This is a genomic window from Myxococcus sp. XM-1-1-1 (assembly GCF_020037095.1).
Classification (GTDB): Bacteria; Myxococcota; Myxococcia; order Myxococcales; family Myxococcaceae; genus Myxococcus; species Myxococcus fulvus.
This window is the reverse complement of sequence record NZ_JAIQDH010000011.1, coordinates 126959-144893: the sequence shown is the minus strand read 5'-3', so window position 1 is coordinate 144893 and position 17935 is coordinate 126959. Positions and strand designations below refer to the sequence as shown.

Genomic DNA, 17935 nt, shown 5'->3' with positions numbered 1-17935 from the left:
GGGGCGAGTCATGACGGAGCCGAGGGGCTACACCCGTCCCGACATTCCTTTCTGGCGACCATCGAGGAGGGGCTTGAGCACCGGACCCAGATGTCCCAGCACACTGAAGCGCAGCCCCTCGACCTCGACGTAGACCTGACGCGTCCGGGGGTGGAAGGCCACGACGCGAAGCCTGGCGATTCCATCCTGCATCCCCAGGTACGTGCTGAGGACGGCGACCTCCTCACCTTGAGGGAGCGGAGCATGGAGCCGCAGGCTGTCGGCCCCCTCCGGGAGCACGAGCGACTCCAGCGAGTAGTACGCCGTCATCCCCGCCGCGTGGTTGATGGCATCGAGCGCGAGCGGTGACACCCGCAGGCGCGGTGTGCTCGTGAACGAGAAGAGGTCGCGCGTCCCCATCTCCTTCACCCACGCCGCTTGCTGCGTGGCCGACACGAACCGGAGCTGACGGCAGCCCTGCATGCGAGGCCCCAGGTAGGCCTCCTCGCCCTGGTTGTAGAATGGACCGAAGTCCTGACGTCCCTCCGCCGTGAAGAGCGCCGCCGTGCTGGCCTCCACCGTCACGTCGCCCCCGTCCTGCCGCGCGCCGAGCAGCACCGTCCCCGTGTAGAGCTTGCGTCGCAGGGGCGGCAGGTCCGCGCGCGGCCGCAGCTCCATGTCCACCTGCACCGTCACCGCCACGCGTCCGAACGCATCCGCGCCCCCTGCCCGCGCATCGACGAGCAGCCGCGTGCTCCGGCCCTCCCACACCTTCGCGGCCTGGTGGTAGCGGACCGACTCCAGTCCCCTCACCTGGAGCCCTGGCCTCAGCAACAAGGCCGCCTCGGCCATCAGCTCCATTCCGAAGGTGCCCGGCAGCACGGCGACGCCATTCACCTTGTGCTCGCGAAGGTACGGGTCCGTCTCCAGACGCAGCTCACGCAGCGCGGTCAGCGACGTCTGGGTGCGCTCCAGCACGGCGCCCACCATCGGGAAGGTCTCGGGGCTCAGCGCCTCGTCGTCCTGGCGCCCCCGGTACTCCTCCACCACGAGGTGGTAGTTCGTGCCGCCCATGCCGAAGGCGCTGACGCCCGCCCGACGCGGCCCTCCATCCGCGGGAGGAGCCCAGGCACGAGGCTCGGTGATGACCTCGAACGGCACCGTGTCCCAGGCGATGTCCGGGTTGGGGCGCTCACAGTGGAGCTGCGGCGGCATCACCTTGTGCTCCAGGCTCTTCAAGACCTTGACCAGGTTGATGACCCCCGCGGCCGAGTGCAGATGGCCAATCATCGACTTCACCGAGCCGATGCCCACCGAGCCCGGCGCGCGCCCCTGCATCACCTGCGAGTAGGTGGAGATCTCCGTGAAGTCCCCCACCGGCGTCGCCGTGCCGTGGCACTCGATGTACTGGATGGACGCAGGGGAGACGTCGGCGCGCTCCAGCGCACGGCGGACCGCCAGCTCCTGGCCCACGGGGTTGGGCGCGAGCAGCGACTTGCCCTTGCCGTCGCTGGAGGAGCCGATGCCCTTGATGAGCCCGAGGATGGTGTCCCCATCCCGCTCCGCGTCCTTCAGTCGCTTGAGCACGACGACGCCCGCGCCCTCACCCGGGATGAAGCCGGACGCGTCCGCGTCGAAGGGACGGCTCCCGGTTCCACTCATGCCCCGGAAGGTGCAGTTGATGGCATACAGCTCCGGCGCCAGGTCCGCGAAGGAGCCGCCCGCGAGCACGACGTCGGCCAGATCCAACTGGAGGTTCGCCACCCCCGCCTCGATGGCCGCCAGCGAGGACGCGCAGGTGCTCTCGTAGATGCCGGTGGCGCCCTTGAACCCATACACATGGGCGATGAGCGTGGCCTCCGAGCTGCCCGCGTATCCCGCGTGCGTATACGGCGTCATGGGCGCCATGTGCGCCTTGAAGTTCCCCTCCGCGCGACGGGCGAGCCCATCGACGGCGCCAGCGGCCAGCCCGCTCTCCTCGAGCACGCGGCGGAACAACCCATCCATCTCCGTGTAGGCGATGCGCAGCTCCACCTCGCGCTCGCGCAGGCGGCCCGGCATGTCCGCCATGAAGACGGCCGTCCTCTTCGGGGCCTTCTGGGGCGCCGTCGTCTTGCGGAGCGCCTCCGCCGCGGCCGTCAGCGCGAAGACGTGTGAGCGGTCCAGCTGGACGGCCAGCGTCGGCGGGATGAGGAACGCCTTCTCGTCGAAGGTGAAGTCCTCGACGAAGCCGCCGAGCGGACAATAGATCTTCCCTGTCACGCCCTCCGGTCCGAAGTACCGGTCGATGTCGAAGCGCTCCTTCGGAATCCGGATGATGGAGTCCTGCTTCGCCATCACGTTCTCGAAGAACGTGTCGCTGTCGCGCGCACCGGGCGCGAGGGCGCCGTACGCGACGACGGCGACGGGCTCCCGCTTCGGCGGAGGACCGAGGCTCGCGACGAGCTGGGCGTGGTACTCGGGCAGGTACTCCTCCAGCGTGAGGTGGTAGGCCTGTCCTCCCATCGCCAGGGAGTTGATTCCGGCGCGACGCGGGACTCCGCCGGCGGGCGCCTCCCACGGCGCGGGCCGCGAGCGCACCTGGAACGGCGCGCCCTCCACGCGCAGCTCGTCCCGCAGTTCGCGCACGTGCGCCTGGGCCGGCAGCGTCTGGTGCTTGAGCGCCATCAGCGTGCGGACGATGCCGGGCAGCGTGGAGGCCGACAGCAGGTAGCCCACCATGTTCTTCGTCGACCCCAGCGTGAGTCCACCCGGCGCATGGCCGTTGAACACCTTGCCCATGGCGGTCAGCTCGGAGGCCTCCAGGAACTCCACGCCGTTGGCGTGGCACTCCAGGTACTGCACGGACTCGGGCGCGTATCCCGCGAGTTCATAGGCGCGCTGGGCCGCGGTGACCTGCGCCTCCACGGGCGGGCTGATCAACGCGCCCCGGCGGCCGTCGTTCGCGCCGCTGATTCCGCGGATGACGCCGAGGATGGAGTCGCCCTGCTTGAGCGCATCATCCAGACGCCGCAGCACGAAGAAGCCCGTGCCCTCGCCCAGCAGCGTCCCGGAGGCGTTGGCGTCGAAGGGCCGGGGCTGCGCCTCGCGGGTGAGCAGGCGCATGCGCTCGAAGGTGACGAAGGGCGCGGGCGTCAGGTACGGGCTGGTGCCGCCCACCAGCGCGACGTCGTAGTCCCCCAGCGAGAGCCCGTTGACCGCGCTCTCCAACCCCAGGAGCACGGACGAGCACGCCGAGTTCACCACGAAGTGCGGGCCCTTCAGGTCGAACAGCGAGCAGGCGCGCCCCAGGGCCAGGCTCATGCCCGACACGGTGCCTCGGGTGAACTCGCGGTGGCTGACCTCGCGGAACGTCTTCTCCGAGGACTCCAGGATGCGACGGCGCGCCTCCTCGGGGAGCCCGGAGTCCTCGACGGCCTTCTGGATGGCCTCCATCAACTGCGGCAGGTGCCAGAGGAACGGATGGGTGATGCGCGAGTCGTAGCCCATCTCCGAACCACCCATGATGACGGCGGTCCGCTCCCGGGCGAACTCACGCTCCAGCAGGCGAGCATCCGCCAGCGCGCGCCGGATGGCCTCCACGGTGTACAGCTCGCACCGGTGCAGCTCGTCGAGCATCTTCGGCCCGACCTTGTACTCACGCCAGGGCAGCTCCAGCTCGCCGAAGAAGGACGCCCTCCAGACCTCGCCCTTCTCCGTGTCGGACGCGTCCTGGCTGTAGAAGCTCTCCCACCGGAAGCGCGACTCGGGCACCTGCGCGAACCGGGGCGTCCCGGCGACGATGTATTGCCAGAGCTGCTCGGGCGTTTCGGTCCCCGCCACCATGCACGAGGCCCCGATGATGGCGATGGGCGTGGACTTCCGGTTGGCGGACTGCGGATGCGAAGTCATCTCACGGACTCGTTGAGCAAGCGGTGGACATCACTGAACGCCAGGAGGCGATGGAAGCGCGCGACTTCACCCGTCGAGGCCGGGTGCCCCAATCGGACCACGTCCGGAAGCGCCTGGAGACATGCCCCGAGCGCCTCGCCAGTGCCGGCCTCGAGGAAGACCCGGACGCCGTCGTCGTGGAGGCGGCGCACGTGCGGGCCCAAGCGGGACGGCTGCGTGTCCAGCAGGGCGAGGTGCCGCGCGAGGAACGCCTCGGGCAGCGGTGCCTCGTAGTACCGACCATGGATGGCGGAGAGCACCGCGACCTCGGGAGCCCTCCACGTGAAGCGGGTCAGCTCCGAGCGGAGCTGCGGGAGGCCCTCGATGGCGTGGGCGGACGCGCCGAGGCTGGAGCGCAGACGCAGCGCGCTCAGCGCGTCCTTCGCGGAGAGCATCCCGCTCGCGACCAGCGCGCTGTACTCGCCCGTCCCCTCCCCCAGCAGGACATCGACACGCAGTCCGTACGAGCGCAGGAGGCGGTAGTACGCCACGCCCGCGAGCACCTCGGCCACGTCGGCGAAGAAGGCGTCTTCGGCCCGCGAGGCCGCATGGAGAGGCTGCCCCGTCAGCGACTCGAAGGCGGAGCCGACCTCCGTGAGCGTCTGCTTCACGGAAGCAAACCGCGCGGACAGCTCGCGCAGCATCGCGGCACTGCGTGCGCCTCGATGTGGAAACACCCACGCGACCCGACGCGCGAGCAGCCCGTCGCGCGGACGCGGCATCGACTCACGCGGGGAGAACTCCTCCACCACGGCGTGGTAGCTGGTGCCTCCCAGGCCCAGCGAGGTGACCCCGGCGCGACGCGGCCCCTCGCCCGAGGCCGCCCAGGGCTCGATGTCCGTCGGCACCCGGAAGGGCAGCTCCCGCCAGGGGATGGCCGGGTTGGGCGTCGCGAAGCCCACGTTGGGTGGGACCTGTCCATGGTGCAGCGCGAGCGCGACCTTGAGCAGCGACACCGCGCCGGCCCCCGAGTTCAGGTGGCCCAGGTTCGACTTGATGGAGCCCAGCAGCACCGGCCCCCCGACGCGTCCCTGTCCGTAGACGGCGCGGTACGTCTCCACCTCGACGGGGTCTCCCACGGGTGTCCCCGTGCCGTGGCCCTCCAGGTACTGGAGCTCGTCTGGCGAGACGCCCGCCTTCTCCACGGCCCGGCGCACGGCCTGGACCTGTCCCTCCGAGGACGGCGCCCAGATGGAGGCGCTCTTCGGGTCCGTCGCTCCCGCCACCGCGCGAATCACGGCATAGACGCGGTCCCCCGCGGCCTCCGCGTCGGAGAGCCGCTTCAGCGCGAGCATCGCGGCGCCCTCGCTCGTCACGTAGCCATCCGCGCGCGCATCGAAGGGGAACGAGCCGCTCTGGGACAGTCCTCCGAATGAGCACCACTGGACCAGCCCATCCACCCCGAGCGACGCATACATGCCGCCCGCGAGCACCAGGTCACACTCCCCCGTGCTCAGCCACTGAGCGCCCAGCTCCACCGCCGCGAGGCTGGAGGCACACGCGGACTCCACCATCATCGCCGGGCCCTGGAAGTCCAGGTGGTGCGCGACGCGTCCCACCGCGAGGCTGCCCAGGTAACCGGGCAGCGTCTGGTCGGTGATGGGGGGCAGGTCCTTCTTGTAGTCCCGCTCCACCTCGCCCCGGATGAGCGCAGCCGTCGCGTCGTCGACGCCGCGCTGGCGCAGATGCTCGGCCAGGCGTCCGTCGAACTCGGCGTGGTACACGCGCGCCTGCGTCTGGAACTCGCGCTCCAGGGGAGGCATGTAGCCCATCGCGAGCCCCACGCGCTTCGCGTCGACCGTCCCCGAGTCCTGGAGCGCCTGCAGTGCGGCCCGCATCGTCCAGCTCTGCCCCCGGTCGATTTGCGCCGCGACCTCGTCGGGGATGCGGACCTGTTCCTGGGGCCAGCTCCCGTCGACGATGGTGCCCACGAGGTTCGTGTAGGGCCGGGCCTTGCTCTTGCGCGTGGGGTCCAGGTAGCGCGCGGTCTCCGCCCGCTCCGGCGGCATGGCGCCAATCGCGCAGTGCTTCGCCAGCAGGTTGCTCCACAGCTGCTCCACGTTCGCGGCGCCAGGGAACACACCGCCCAGGCCCACGATGGCCACCGGCTCGGAGGGCCGAGGAGGCGGCAGCGTGCGCGCCAGTCTCGAGTGGGTCTCGGAGGAGAACTCCTCGAGCGTCAGGTGGAAGCTCAGCCCGCCGAAGCCGAACGCGCTGACGGAGGCCCGCCGCAGTCCACCCGCCACCGCCGGCCAGGGCGTGCCCTGCTTCGCGAAGTAGAAGGGCGTGCCTTCCAGCGAGATTCCTTCCGCGCCCGCCTCGAAGGAGCGCTGCGCAGGCAGCACCTGACGGCTCAGCGCCAGCGTGGCCTTGAGCAGCCCCGCCGCACCCGAAGCGGCCTGGAGGTGGCCCGTCAGCTCCTTGACCCCTCCCAGCATGACGGGAGCGGCACCCGCTTCATCTCTCCAGAGCGTGCGCAGGCTCTGGAACTCCGTCGCGTCCTCGCTGGGAATCCCCGCCGCATGGCACTCGACGTACTGCACGTCACGAGGCGCGTAACCGGCCTGGGCGTAGGCCCGGCGCATCGCGAGCACCTGCCCCTTCGACTCCGGCACGACCAGCGATGGACCATGTCCCTCCGAGGCCGCGCCGATGCCGCGGATGACTGCGTGGACCTTCGCCTCCGCCGACACCGCGTCGTCCAGGCGGCGCAGGACGAACACCCCGACGCCCTCGCCCAGCAGCGTGCCGCTCGAACGACGGTCGAACGGCGCCAGCACGGTCGTGCCCAGGCCGCCCAGCTTGCTGAACGCGACCAGGTCATGCGGCGTCAGCAACTGGCTGCATCCCGCCACCACCACCGCGTCACAGTCACCGGCGTTGAGCTGCTGACTGGCGCTCTGGAGCGCCGCGAGCGTGGAGGCATACCCCGCGTCCACGGCGAAGTGCGGGCCACGCAGGTCGAAGAGCTTGGCGGCCCTCCCTGCCCAGATGCTGCTGAAGGACGCGGTCGCCTCCGTCTCACTGGTGCCGCCCAGCTCCGCGTCGAGCTGCCGGGTGAGCACCTCCGCGAGCTCGGAGGCGAGCCCTGGGTGACGCGCGCTCAACGTCGTCGACGCAGCCAGCGAGCGCAGCATGTCCACCAGCCGGGCCTGCACCCGCGAGCCCGGGCGAAGGCCACCGCCCAGAGAACCCAACACCAGGCCGATGCGCTCCGGAGCCACCGCGCCGAGCCCAGCGCGCGCATCATCGAGCGCCTGCGCCGTGGCCTCGATGAACGCCAGCTGCATCCGGTGCATGTCCCGGAGCACCTTGGGCGGAATCCGGTACTTCTTCGCGTCCAGCCGGGGCTCCTCCACGAGCGCGCCGTGGAGGCTGTGCGTGCGGTCCGGGGCCGAGCGCTCGGCCGCGAAGTACCACTCCGACGGGAACTCCCGAGCGTCCAGCGGGCCCAGCGCCGAGGCCCCCGTCATCACCTGCGTCCAGAAGGACTCGACGTCGTTCGCGCGCGGGAGGACACAGCCGACTCCCACGATGGCGACAGGTCTGAAGCGAGGGGCGCTCATGGCACCTCCCGCACGGAGAACCCGCGGAAGAGCGCGACCCGTCGTCCCTGCTCGTCCCACGCGACGACGTGGAAGGTCTGCAGGTCATCGTGGGCCGAGGTCCTCCGCGCGAACACCTGGACCTCTCCGCGCGGAATCGCGTGCAGTTCGCCGGACGCGAGCTCCAACGGGAGCACCGTCCGCTCGCGGCACAGCACCCCCAGCGAGAAGGCGACGTGCAGGATGGCGTTGAGCAGGGCCGCGGGCCAACCCGGCGCCCTCGGGTCCTCCTGCCAGCCGGACTTGGAGTGGCCCGGCGGCGCGACCACGGCGAGGAGCTGGTCTTGCGCGGGACGCCGATACCGCAGGCCCGCCAGGAACGTGGGCCCGTGCTGAATCTCACGAGGCAGCCGGTACAGCGCCTCGTAGCTCTCCGCACCCGTGAAGTCCAAAGGCCGGAAGCGCGCGGGCGATTCGGCGCGCTCCCCCATCCGCACCTCACCCGAGGCATGCGTCCTGTGGATGCGCGGGAAGCCCTCGCGAGGCGGCGCCATGCTGGAGGAGATGCCCACCGTGACGCGGTTCGCCTCCGCGGCCTCCGCCGTGACGGAGAACTGCAGCGCCCTTGTGTCCTTGAAGCGCGCGGCCTGCACGAAGCGCACGTCGCGCACGCCGAGCACCTGCCGCTCCGGTTGCATCCGGTGCGCCGCCTGCGTCATCAGCCCCACCAGATACGCGGCGGGGAACACCGGTGCGCCCTCGACGACATGGTCCAGGAGATAGGGGTCCGTGCGGATGTCGACCCCGCGCTCGAAGCGCCAGCTCCCGTCGGTGGCGCTCACCTCCCCCAGCGTCGGCCCCTGCGCGCTCATGTCGAGGCCGCTCCCGGGGCCAGCCGCCACCCCTGCCCCACCCGACGCCAGTCCTCGCGCGTGTCGTGGAGGACCGCCAGCGCATAGCCCTGCCCCGCCACGAGCACTCCGGAGACGGCCTGCTCCCGCCGCCCTGGGACGTCCAGATGGATGGAGCGGACGAGCGCATCCGCCCCGCCCGTCAGCGGCGCGAGCCGGAGCTCCTCCACCTCGGCCTCCCTCCAGCCGGAGAACGTCACCTGCTGCAGCGCCGCCCTCAGCCCTTGTCCCGTGCACTTCACCAGCGCCTCCTTGAGGCACCAGCCCAGGTTCCACAGCTCATCCGGCGACCGTTGCCAGAGCCGGGCCCGCGCCTCGAGCCACACGCGCTCATCCCGGATGAACACCTCGTCCTGGAACGCCGCGCCCCGAGGCACGACGCGCTCCAGGTCCAACCCCACGCGGCCATGGCTCGTCACCACCGCCATCGCGAGCTCGCGCGAGTGGGTGATGGACACGTCACACGCGGGCACGCCAGGGGGCAGCTGCGCCACGGGGCGCCCCTGCTCCGGCCCGGCCAGCATCTGCGTGAGGCCCACGTCCTGGGGTGACACGCCGTGTCCCTGCGCGTCCAGATGCGCGCACAGCGCCAGCTTCGCGGCGATGCGGCCCGCCAGGTGCGCCACGCGCCGCGCGAGCACCACATGCATCCCGCTCACCGCCAGCTCCGCCGGAGTGAGGACGCGGGAGATGAGCCCATCGGGCCGCGCGGGCCAGGCACGGCGCACGTGCGCCAGCGGCACCACCATCAACGTGACGCGCTGCCCACCCGGCAGCACCACGGCGACAGGGCCACTCGCGGGCTCCCAGTCGAGGTCAGGGAGTGTCACGGTACTCCTCGAGGATGAGGTGGTAGTTCGTGCCACCGAACCCGTACGCATTGACGGCCGCGCGTCGGGGCGCGTCGCCCACCTGCCAGGGGCTGGCGTCGCGAGCGAAGGACAAGGGCCCCTCGCACGAGGCCAGCCGCGCGTTCAGCTCGGCCCCCGTGAGGAGCGGAGGGAACACGCCTCGCTGGAGCGCGAGCACCGCGCGGAGGACACCTGCTCCAGCAGACGCGATGTAGGAATGTCCGATGTGCGGCTTGATGGCGCCAATCCGCACCGGCCGGGCCTCGCGGCCGTAGACCTCCACCAGCGCGCCCGCCTCGGGCAGGTCTCCCTCCAGCATCCCCGTCGCATGCGCCTCGACGTACTGGATGCTCTCCGCGCCGACGCCGCTGTCCCGCAGGGCCCGACGCATCGCCAGCGCCTGGCCGCGAGCCTGGCTCGCGAAGATGGACTTGCCGCGACCGTCGGTCGAACCACCGACGCCGCGAATCAAGGCGTGGATGCGGCCGCCGTCCCGCTTCGCATCCGAGAGCCGCTTCAGCACGAAGATGCCGCAGCCCTCGCCGTGCACGAACCCGTCCGCCTCTTGCGAGAACGGCCGCATCCGCCCCTTCGGGGAGATGGCGCCGACGAAGCACATGTTCACGCAGTAGGGCGCGGTGATCTGCGACCACACGCCGCCCACCACGGCCACGTCCCACCGGCCATCGCGCAGCCCCTGGATGGCCAGGCTCAGCGCGGTGAGCGTCGACGCACAGGCGGACTCCACCGTGAACGCGGGGCCTCGGACATCCAGGGCCCGGGCCACGCGGGTGGCCGGCGCGCTGTTGAGGATGCCCGGCAGCGAATCGGAGGAGATGGGCGGCTGCTGTCCCTGGAAGGCCTCGCGCGCCTGCGTGATGAAGCGCTCCACGCGGTCCGTGGGCAATCCCGAGCGCGACAGCACCTGTCGGTAGACGCCCGCGAGCTCCGGGAACGCCAGCCGCGTCTCCACGGCGATCTCCTGCAGGTTGCCCGGCGTGGTGGCCACGATGACGGCCGTGCGCTCCGAGGGCAACGCACGACCCGCGTCGGCGACAGCGGCCTTCGCGACCTCCAGCGTCCAGCGCTGCGCCGGGTCCATGCGCGCCACCGCGTTCGGAGGAATGCCGAACTCCGTGAAGCGGAACGACGCCTCCGCCACCAGCGCGGCCTTGGGCGAGTACACGCGGAAGAACGTCTCCCGACTCGTCCCACCCCAGGCCCGCGAGGCGTCGTGGTAGAGCGACACCGGCCAGCGCGACTCGGGGATGTCGCCCACCGCGCAGTGCCCCTTCAGCGCGTTCTCCCAGAGGACCTCGGGGCTCGGCGCGTCGGGGTATTTGCACGCGAATCCCACCATCGCGATGGGCTCCGCCGGAGGACGCGGCGCGCGGCCACGGACCTGGGGCGCCTGTGCGTCATATGCCTCCACCACCGCGTGCCACGCGACACCTCCGAAGCCCGCCGCATGGACGGCCGCCCGGCGTGGACCTCGCGTCAGCGCGGCCTGCTCCGTGAGGACCCGCGGCGACGTGCCACCTGGCGCGACGTCCGGATGGAGCGTCCGGAAGGAGCGCTGCGGAACGAGGGTCCGCTCACGCAAGCTCAACAGGACCTTGAGCATCGCGGCGAGGCTCGACGCCGTCTGCAGGTCCCCCACCGACTCGGAGATGGCGCCGAGCGATACACCGTTGGAGCCCCTGTATGCGTCCGACAGGCCCTCGACGAGGTGGGCATCCCACGAGGGGACACCCGTGGCGCCCGTCTCCACGAAGCAGACCGAGTCGGCCGCCACCGCCGCGCGTCGGAGCGCCTCTTCGGCCGCCCTGCGATGCGCCTGCGCGTCCGTGGCCGTCATCGAAGGGCCCGCGCCCCGGTTCACTCCGCCCACGCCTCGGAGCACGCCCTGGATGGGGTCACCATCCCTGCGCGCGGCCTCCAGCGGCTTGAGCAGGAACATCACCGCGCCTTCGCCCAGCGCGGTGCCATCCGCCCGAGCGTCCAGCGGGAACACGCCGCGCTTCGACAGCCGGCGCAGCTTGTCGTGCAGCACATACTCCATGGGCGACAGTGCGGGGCTGGCCGCGCCCACCAGCGCCATGTCCCACTCCCCGCTCATCAGCCCCTGCACCGCAGTCTCCAGCGCGGCGAGCCCCGAAGCGGCGTGTGCGTCCACACAGAAGTGCGGCCCGTGCAAGTCGAAGAGGCTGCACACGCGCCCCAGCACCGGGCTCATGAAGCCCCAGAAGGCCCAGTCGTCCGAGCCGTCGATGTGCTGCCGGACGAGCTCCTCCTGGACCTGCCGAGCGACGAGTCCGGCCTGCTCCGGGGAGAGCTCCTTCCAGGCCTCCGTCTGGCTCGCGGCGCGCAGCAACTCGGGCAGCCGCCACTTGGTGTTGAAGCCCAGGTTGCTCTTGCGCCCCATGCCGCTGGAGCCGGCAATCACCGCGACCCGGTCCCGCGCGAACTCGCGCTCCGGGGTGTAGCCCGCGCTCGTCATCGCCTGGACGGCGGACTCCAGCACCATCATCTCGATGGTGTGCAGCAGGCGCGTCTCGATGGGCGGGACCTTGAACTTCTTCCAGTCGAACTTCAGCCCCTCGACGGGCGCGCCGAGGAAGGACGTCGTCCGGTCGACCGCGTTCGGGTCGTCGCTGCCATACGCGCTCCAGTCCCAGCGCGCGCCGGTGAGCGGCCGCACCGCCACGTGTCCCGCCAGGAGGTTCTGCCAGAACGTGGGCACGTCATGGGCGTCCGGGAGGACACACCCCATGCCGATGATGGCGATGGGCTCCTGCGCTTCAGCTGGCATGCGCGCGCACCTTCGGCTCGGAGGAATGCAGCCCACCGGAAGGGTCCAGGGACGTGCGCAGGTACACCTTCTGCTCGGGGGTGTACGCGTCCACGCTGATGGAGCAGTAGTCGTGCGCCTCCAGGCAGATGCGTCCCGCCTCGTCCCAGACGGTGAAGTCGTAGAACAGCAGCTCGCCCACCTCGCGGTTCAGCCGCGCGCGAACGCCGAGCCGCTCACCCGCCCCAGGCGTGCGCCCCAGCACCAGCCGGTGCACGCCCTTGGGGACCGGAGCCCGGAGGTTGTGGAGGATGCCCAGCGTCCCCGCGAGCTGGAAGCAACCGTCCAGGACGAAGGGGTCCAGCCAGAAGCGGGCCCTCGGCACGGAGGCGAAGTAGCCCGTCGGCTCGGGGACCCGCAGGCTCGCGACGGCGTCGCGCGGCCCGGGGTAGCTGATCCAATCCACGATGCGGAACGGCGCCCCGACGTGGAAGTAGGCGTCCTTCACGTAGGAGCGGCTGAAGGGCAGCTCCCCTTCCGCGCCGCGCGCCTTGGCGAAGCCGGGAGGAATCACCCGCGGGTGGCGAGCCCCCAGTCGCACCTGGGCGCGGTAGTGCAGCACGTCCGAGCGCAACACCGCGCCTCGGGGATTGAGCAGGTCCGCGTACGCACAGACCTCCCACACCTCGTCGCGGCGCACGGCCCGGACACAGGCCTCGGTCGGACGCTCGGGCCGGACGCGGATGAACTTCTCCAGCGACACGTCGCGCACTTCGCACACGTCGCCCTCACCCGCGACCGCGGCCACCTCCGCGAGCCACTCGATGGCCGCGGCGCCGGGCAACACGGGGATGCCGTTGACCCGATGCTCCTTCAGGTACACGTCCTCCTGGAGCGCGAACGTCCGAGCCCAGCAGCCCTGCTCCCGCGCGCTCCCGAGCATCGGGAAGCCGCCCTGCTCCCGAGCCTCGGGCGCGGCGCCCTGGAACAAGGGCCCCAGCTGCAAGCGTCGCCGCGTGGCCAGCGCGGCCGGGATGGCCCCCGCCGCGAAGTCCAGCGTCAGCGACTCCGGCTCGTACGCCATGCTCAGCGCGTTGTCCGCCCGGCAGATGGACTTCATCGACGGGGTGGCGCCCTCGCTGTCGCGCAGGAAGTCGACGGCGGTGTCGAGCGTGAGGTCTCCGCGCCGCTCACGGACCAGGTGCTCCAGGCGCCGATAGCGATGGAGCGAGTCCTCCTGCATGTCCTGGAGCATCTCCAGCGCCACGGCCTCGTGGCCCCGAGCCGCCTTGTGCGCGACGCGCAGGTGGTTGGTGGAGACGACGAAGTCCTGCTCCGGCGGCGCCGTGTACTGGCCGGAGTGCGCCCCCACCTGCTCCCAGACCATCGCCTGTCCCGAGCGATGGGTGAGCATCAGGTTCCAGCTCCCACCGCGCGCAGTCGCATCCAGCACGGCGCGGGCCTCTTCGAGCGAGTGCGCGCGCGACAGCACCTCCCGGTTCTGGAACGTGAGCGGATAGAACACGCGCGGGTCCAGCGGCGCGACGGGGACGTTGACGCCCAGGCTCAAGCCCGCCGCGTTCATCCCCGAGCACACGCCCAGCGCCGCGGGCCAGAACGTGACGGACACGTACGGGATGCGCCCCTCCAGGCGGTACACGACACACGTGGGGCGCAGGAACTTCGCCAGCGACGGGTACGGCACATCCAGGTTGTGACCGTGGAGGACCTTCCCGCCCGTCGTCGCGCGCCCGAAGGCCGCGAACTGCGAGCAGCCGATGGGCGCGCCCGAGAGGATGTCGAGCACGAGCGTGTGGTAGAGGATGGTCTCCCTCGGGAAGCCGCTCGCGTCCGAGACGCCTCGGACCTCCTCGTGGATGTCCTCGGGCAACAGCGCCGCGAGCGCCGCCATGCGCTCCCGCATGGCCTGCTCCGTCACGCCAAGCTTCTCCAGCATGGGACGGATGGACTCGTCCTCGATGGAGACGGCGTGGGCGATCTCCTCCCGCATGAGGGCGCCGTACTGCCGGCCGACCTCATGGGGCCGGCCCGACAGCACCACCAACGGGAGGGATGCGGACGAATCAGATGGCATAGCGGGTTCCGCCAGCCTCCTTGCCGACGACGCGGAGCGCCTCCTTGTCGTGGCGGGGCAGGTTCAGCGTCTCGAAGGTGCGCTCGTCCGCGATGACGACCTCGCCCGCCGAGCCGCCGTACAGCAGCTCCCCGACGAACCAGTACGCGCCCTCGTCGACGTGGATGACGCAGATGCCCATGGCGCGCAGGCGCTCCAGGTAGTCCGCGTTGTTCTCCACGATTCCGGCGCCCACCCACACCGGCCAGTCGACGGTCACGCTCCGCACGCCGGGCCGCAGCGTGGAGTAGACGAGCCCCGCCTTGGCGACGAGGTAGTTGGCCAGCGAGTAGTCCGTCTGCCCCTTGTTGCCGTAGCGACCGCTGCCCGAGCCGAAGTTGATGAAGAACTGGAGGTCGTCGTTCCAGGTCTCCTGCGCGAGCACCTGCCACAGGTGCGCCTTCGACGCGAGCGTCCGGACGAACGCGTCCGAGGACTTCATCGGCAGGCTCTTGGACTCCTCGATGGTGGCGCCGTGGACGATGCCGTCGATGCGGCCGTGCTCGCGGCGCACGTCGGCCAGCAGGGCCCGCACCGCGCCCACGTCGGTCATGTCGCAGACCTTGTACTCGAGCGAGATGCCCTGGCTCCGGCAGTCCTCGAGGTTGCGGTGCAGCTCACGCCGGTTGGCGATGTCGGAGTCGAAGACACGCCGCGCCTGCACCGGCGTCTTCCCCGGGTGCTCCGCGAGGTAGCGCTTGATGAAGGACATCCGATAGGCGGGCAGCTCCGCCTCGGGCACCTTCAGCCACTCCTCGCTGCCGCTCGGCGGCACGGTGCGGCCCGTGATGATGACGCGGGCGCCGGTGGACTTCGCGAGCAGCTTCGCGCACGGGTAGACGACGCCGCGGCCTCCACCCGAGACGACCACCACCGAGCCGGGCCGGAGCGACACCGGCGCGGACTCCTTCGGGAAGGACGTCTCGATGTCACGGAAGACGTAGCGACGGCCGCCGGTGTAGCCGACCTCGACATCGAGGTCCGCGCTGACCAGCTCGTTCCAGACCTGCCGCGCCCACTGCGACGCGTCCTGGCCATCCAGGTCCACGACCTTGCAGCGCGAGCCGGGCAGCTCCCGCCGCAGGCACTTGACGAAGCCGCCCGCCGCGCCGGCCAGCGGGATGCGGCCCTGCGCATTGGCGTGACCGAAGAGGCCTCCGCCCGCCGTGGCCACCAGGTACCAGCCGCCCCCGGGCAGCGCGCCAATGCGGTCGTAGACGGCGAGCGCGCTCTGGTACAGCCCCAGGGAGAAGGTGTTGACGGTGGACGCCCAGGCAGAGGCCTCCTGCTCGTCCAGCTTCGCGGTGGGCGCCGTGGTGTGCAGGAGGATGAGGCCATCCAGCGGCTGCTTCTCCTGGAGCTCCTTCAGCGCGCGGCCGGCGCTCTCGGGGTGACGCCAGTCCAGGGACACGCCCTGCTCCGGCGCGGGGCCGGAGGACAGGATGACGACCCGCGCGCCCGCGGCTTCCAGCATCTGCGCCAGGGCCTTGTAGGCGCCATGCGCGTCCGTGGAGATGCCGAGCGTCTTGCCCTTCAGGTGCGCGACGCTCGGGGCATCGACCTGCGGGGCCAGCTCCACGGGGTGGACCTCGTAGCGCTTGCCCGCGAGCTGGGCGGGCGCCGACACCGACTGCGACGCGGACTTCAGGCGCCCCTCGAGGTGCTCGGCCAGTCGCCGCAGCGACGCGGTGTCCCCGCGCGCCTCGCAGCGGGCGATGAAGCGACGGACGTCATCCAGACCGAGCGTGCCCTGCTTCGCGGCGGGAGCCGCCTCCGATAACGCGGGCGCCACCACGGCGTTGGCGACCAGGTACTCCGACATCTTCCGCACGGTGTTGTAGTTGCGGACCCGGAACTTCTCGTTGCGCGCCACGCCGAACTTCTCGCGGGCCATGGCGAACGCTTCAATCTGCGTGACGGTGTCCACGCCCAGGTCGACCTCCAGGTCGAGGTCGGGCTGGATGAGCTCGATGTTGTAGCCCGTCTTCCCCTGGAGCACGGAGACCAGGAAGGACTGCACCTCCTGCACCGTGGGGCCCGGGGTGGGAGCAGCGATCGCCACGGGAGCCTGGGGCGCGGGGGCCGCCGCGGCGGGCGCCCTGCTCGTCAGGTACTCCACCATCTTCCGCAGCGTGTTGTGGTCCCGCAGCCGGAAGTTCTCGTCCTTCTCCACGTTCAGGTACACCCTCGCCATCGCGAAGGCCTCCACCTGTTTCACCGTGTCGATGCCCAGGTCCGCCTCGAGGTCCAGCTCCGCCTCGAGCATCTCCGCCGGGTATCCCGTCCGCTCCACCAACGCACCCACCAGCAGCTTCATCACCGAGTCAGCATCCACGGTGCTCGCCTTCGGCGCCGGAGACGCCACCGGCTGGGACACGGCGGAAGCGGACGCAGCGACCACGGGCGCTCGCGCAGCCTCGGTCACGAAGGCGGAGGGCTTCACGTCCTCGGTCGACGACCTCGCAGCCTGCACCGGCGGCGATGAGCCGACGGATTCCCCCCACGCGGCGCGCGGCGCCCCGGAGACGGACGCAGCGGGCGACCGCGAGGCGTCGGGCGAAGCCTTCGCGGCTTCTCCCACCGGCGCGGAGGCCGCCCCCGTGGAGGCAGCGGGCACCCGCGAGGTGTCGGACGAAGCCTTGAGGGTCCCGCCCTCCAGCGCGGATGCCGTCACGGTGGAGGCCACGGAGGACCGCGAGGAATCAGGCGAAGCCTTCGCGGCTTCTCCCACCGGCGCGGGTGGCACCACGACGGAAGCACTCGTCGCGACAGGCGTGGTCTTCGCAGGCACAGGCCCCGCGACCGCGGCGGCCCTGCCCGCCAGGTACTCCGCCATCTTCTGCAGCGTGTTGTAGTGACGCACGCGGAACTTGTCATCCCGCTCCACCCCGTAGGTCATGCGCGCGTGGGCGAAGACCTCGACCTGGGTGATGGTGTCGATGCCCAGGTCCACCTCCAGGTCCAGCTGCGGCTGGAGGATGTCCAGGCTGTAGCCGGTCTTCGCGGCCATCGCGTCCCGCAGCAGCAGAAGGATGGCGTCGGCGCTCGGCGCGCTCGACACCGGAGCCACGGGAGCCTGGGGCGCGGGGGCCGCCGCGGCGGGCGCCCTGCTCGTCAGGTACTCCACCATCTTCCGCAGCGTGTTGTGGTCCCGCAGCCGGAAGTTCTCGTCCTTCTCCACGTTCAGGTACACCCTCGCCATCGCGAAGGCCTCCACCTGTTTCACCGTATCGATGCCCAGGTCCGCCTCGAGGTCCAGCTCCGCCTCGAGCATCTCCGCCGGGTACCCCGTCCGCTCCACCAACGCCCCTACCAGCAGCTTCATCACCGCCTCGCCATCCACTCCGCCCGCCTGCTTCACGGGCTCGGCGATGGCGAGCGCGGGACGCGCGGACGCGGCATCGAGCCGGGCGAGCGCCCCTCGCGTCTCCACGAGGACCGTCTCCAGGACGGGCCGGTCGCTTCGAGCCGCGCAGTCATCGACGAAGGCCAGCACCTGCTCCAACGAGACTTCCACGTCCCTCTCCACGGTCGTTCCTTTGTCCAGGTGCTTCGAGAGTCCCTTGGCGAGCAGCGCCACCGTCGTGCCGTCCACGCGCGCGCCGACCGGGACCTGCAACTTGCGCTCGACGGAGGACACCGCGTCCTGGACCTCCGAGGGCGTCAGCCCGAGGTCCTCCACGAGTCCGACATGGGGCGCGAAGAGCTCCGGCACATACCCGGTCCTCTCCACCAACGCGGCCACGAGCTGCTGTTGAACTGCTTCCTGATGGGAGACGTTCATCTCGAGAGAC

General features: G+C 71.0%; 7 protein-coding genes. All 7 read right to left on the bottom strand.

What is annotated here, in order from left to right; genetic code table 11:
* Positions 1 to 27: 27 nt before the first annotated feature.
* The 7 genes from K8640_RS22295 to K8640_RS22265 are packed head-to-tail and all read right to left on the bottom strand — an operon-like array spanning position 28 to position 17925.
* Positions 28 to 3870 (bottom strand): beta-ketoacyl synthase N-terminal-like domain-containing protein, encoded by a 3843-nt coding sequence (locus K8640_RS22295; RefSeq protein ID WP_223748862.1) that lies wholly within the window; start codon positions 3868 to 3870, stop codon positions 28 to 30.
* A complete protein-coding gene (locus K8640_RS22290; protein ID WP_223748861.1) occupies positions 3867 to 7475 on the bottom strand; it encodes a type I polyketide synthase in 3609 nt (1202 codons plus the stop codon). Before K8640_RS22290 ends, K8640_RS22295 begins: the two co-directional genes overlap by 4 nt.
* Positions 7472 to 8326: a polyketide synthase dehydratase domain-containing protein gene (locus K8640_RS22285; protein ID WP_223748860.1), complete on the bottom strand. Its 855-nt coding sequence runs from the start codon at positions 8324 to 8326 to the stop codon at positions 7472 to 7474. Before K8640_RS22285 ends, K8640_RS22290 begins: the two co-directional genes overlap by 4 nt.
* Positions 8323 to 9195 carry a 4'-phosphopantetheinyl transferase superfamily protein gene (locus K8640_RS22280; protein ID WP_223748859.1) on the bottom strand — a complete coding sequence of 291 codons (873 nt, stop codon included), beginning with the start codon at positions 9193 to 9195 and terminating at the stop codon, positions 8323 to 8325. The genes K8640_RS22285 and K8640_RS22280 overlap by 4 nt, the downstream gene beginning before the upstream one ends.
* Entirely contained in the window at positions 9182 to 12028 is a 2847-nt protein-coding gene (locus K8640_RS22275) for a polyketide synthase (RefSeq protein WP_223748858.1), read from the bottom strand. The genes K8640_RS22280 and K8640_RS22275 overlap by 14 nt, the downstream gene beginning before the upstream one ends.
* Positions 12018 to 14102 carry a C45 family autoproteolytic acyltransferase/hydolase gene (locus K8640_RS22270; protein WP_223748857.1) on the bottom strand — a complete coding sequence of 695 codons (2085 nt, stop codon included), beginning with the start codon at positions 14100 to 14102 and terminating at the stop codon, positions 12018 to 12020. The genes K8640_RS22275 and K8640_RS22270 overlap by 11 nt, the downstream gene beginning before the upstream one ends.
* Positions 14092 to 17925, bottom strand: coding sequence for a KR domain-containing protein (locus tag K8640_RS22265; RefSeq protein WP_223748856.1), 3834 nt, complete (start codon positions 17923 to 17925; stop codon positions 14092 to 14094). The genes K8640_RS22270 and K8640_RS22265 overlap by 11 nt, the downstream gene beginning before the upstream one ends.
* Between the last annotated feature and the right edge of the window lie 10 nt (positions 17926 to 17935).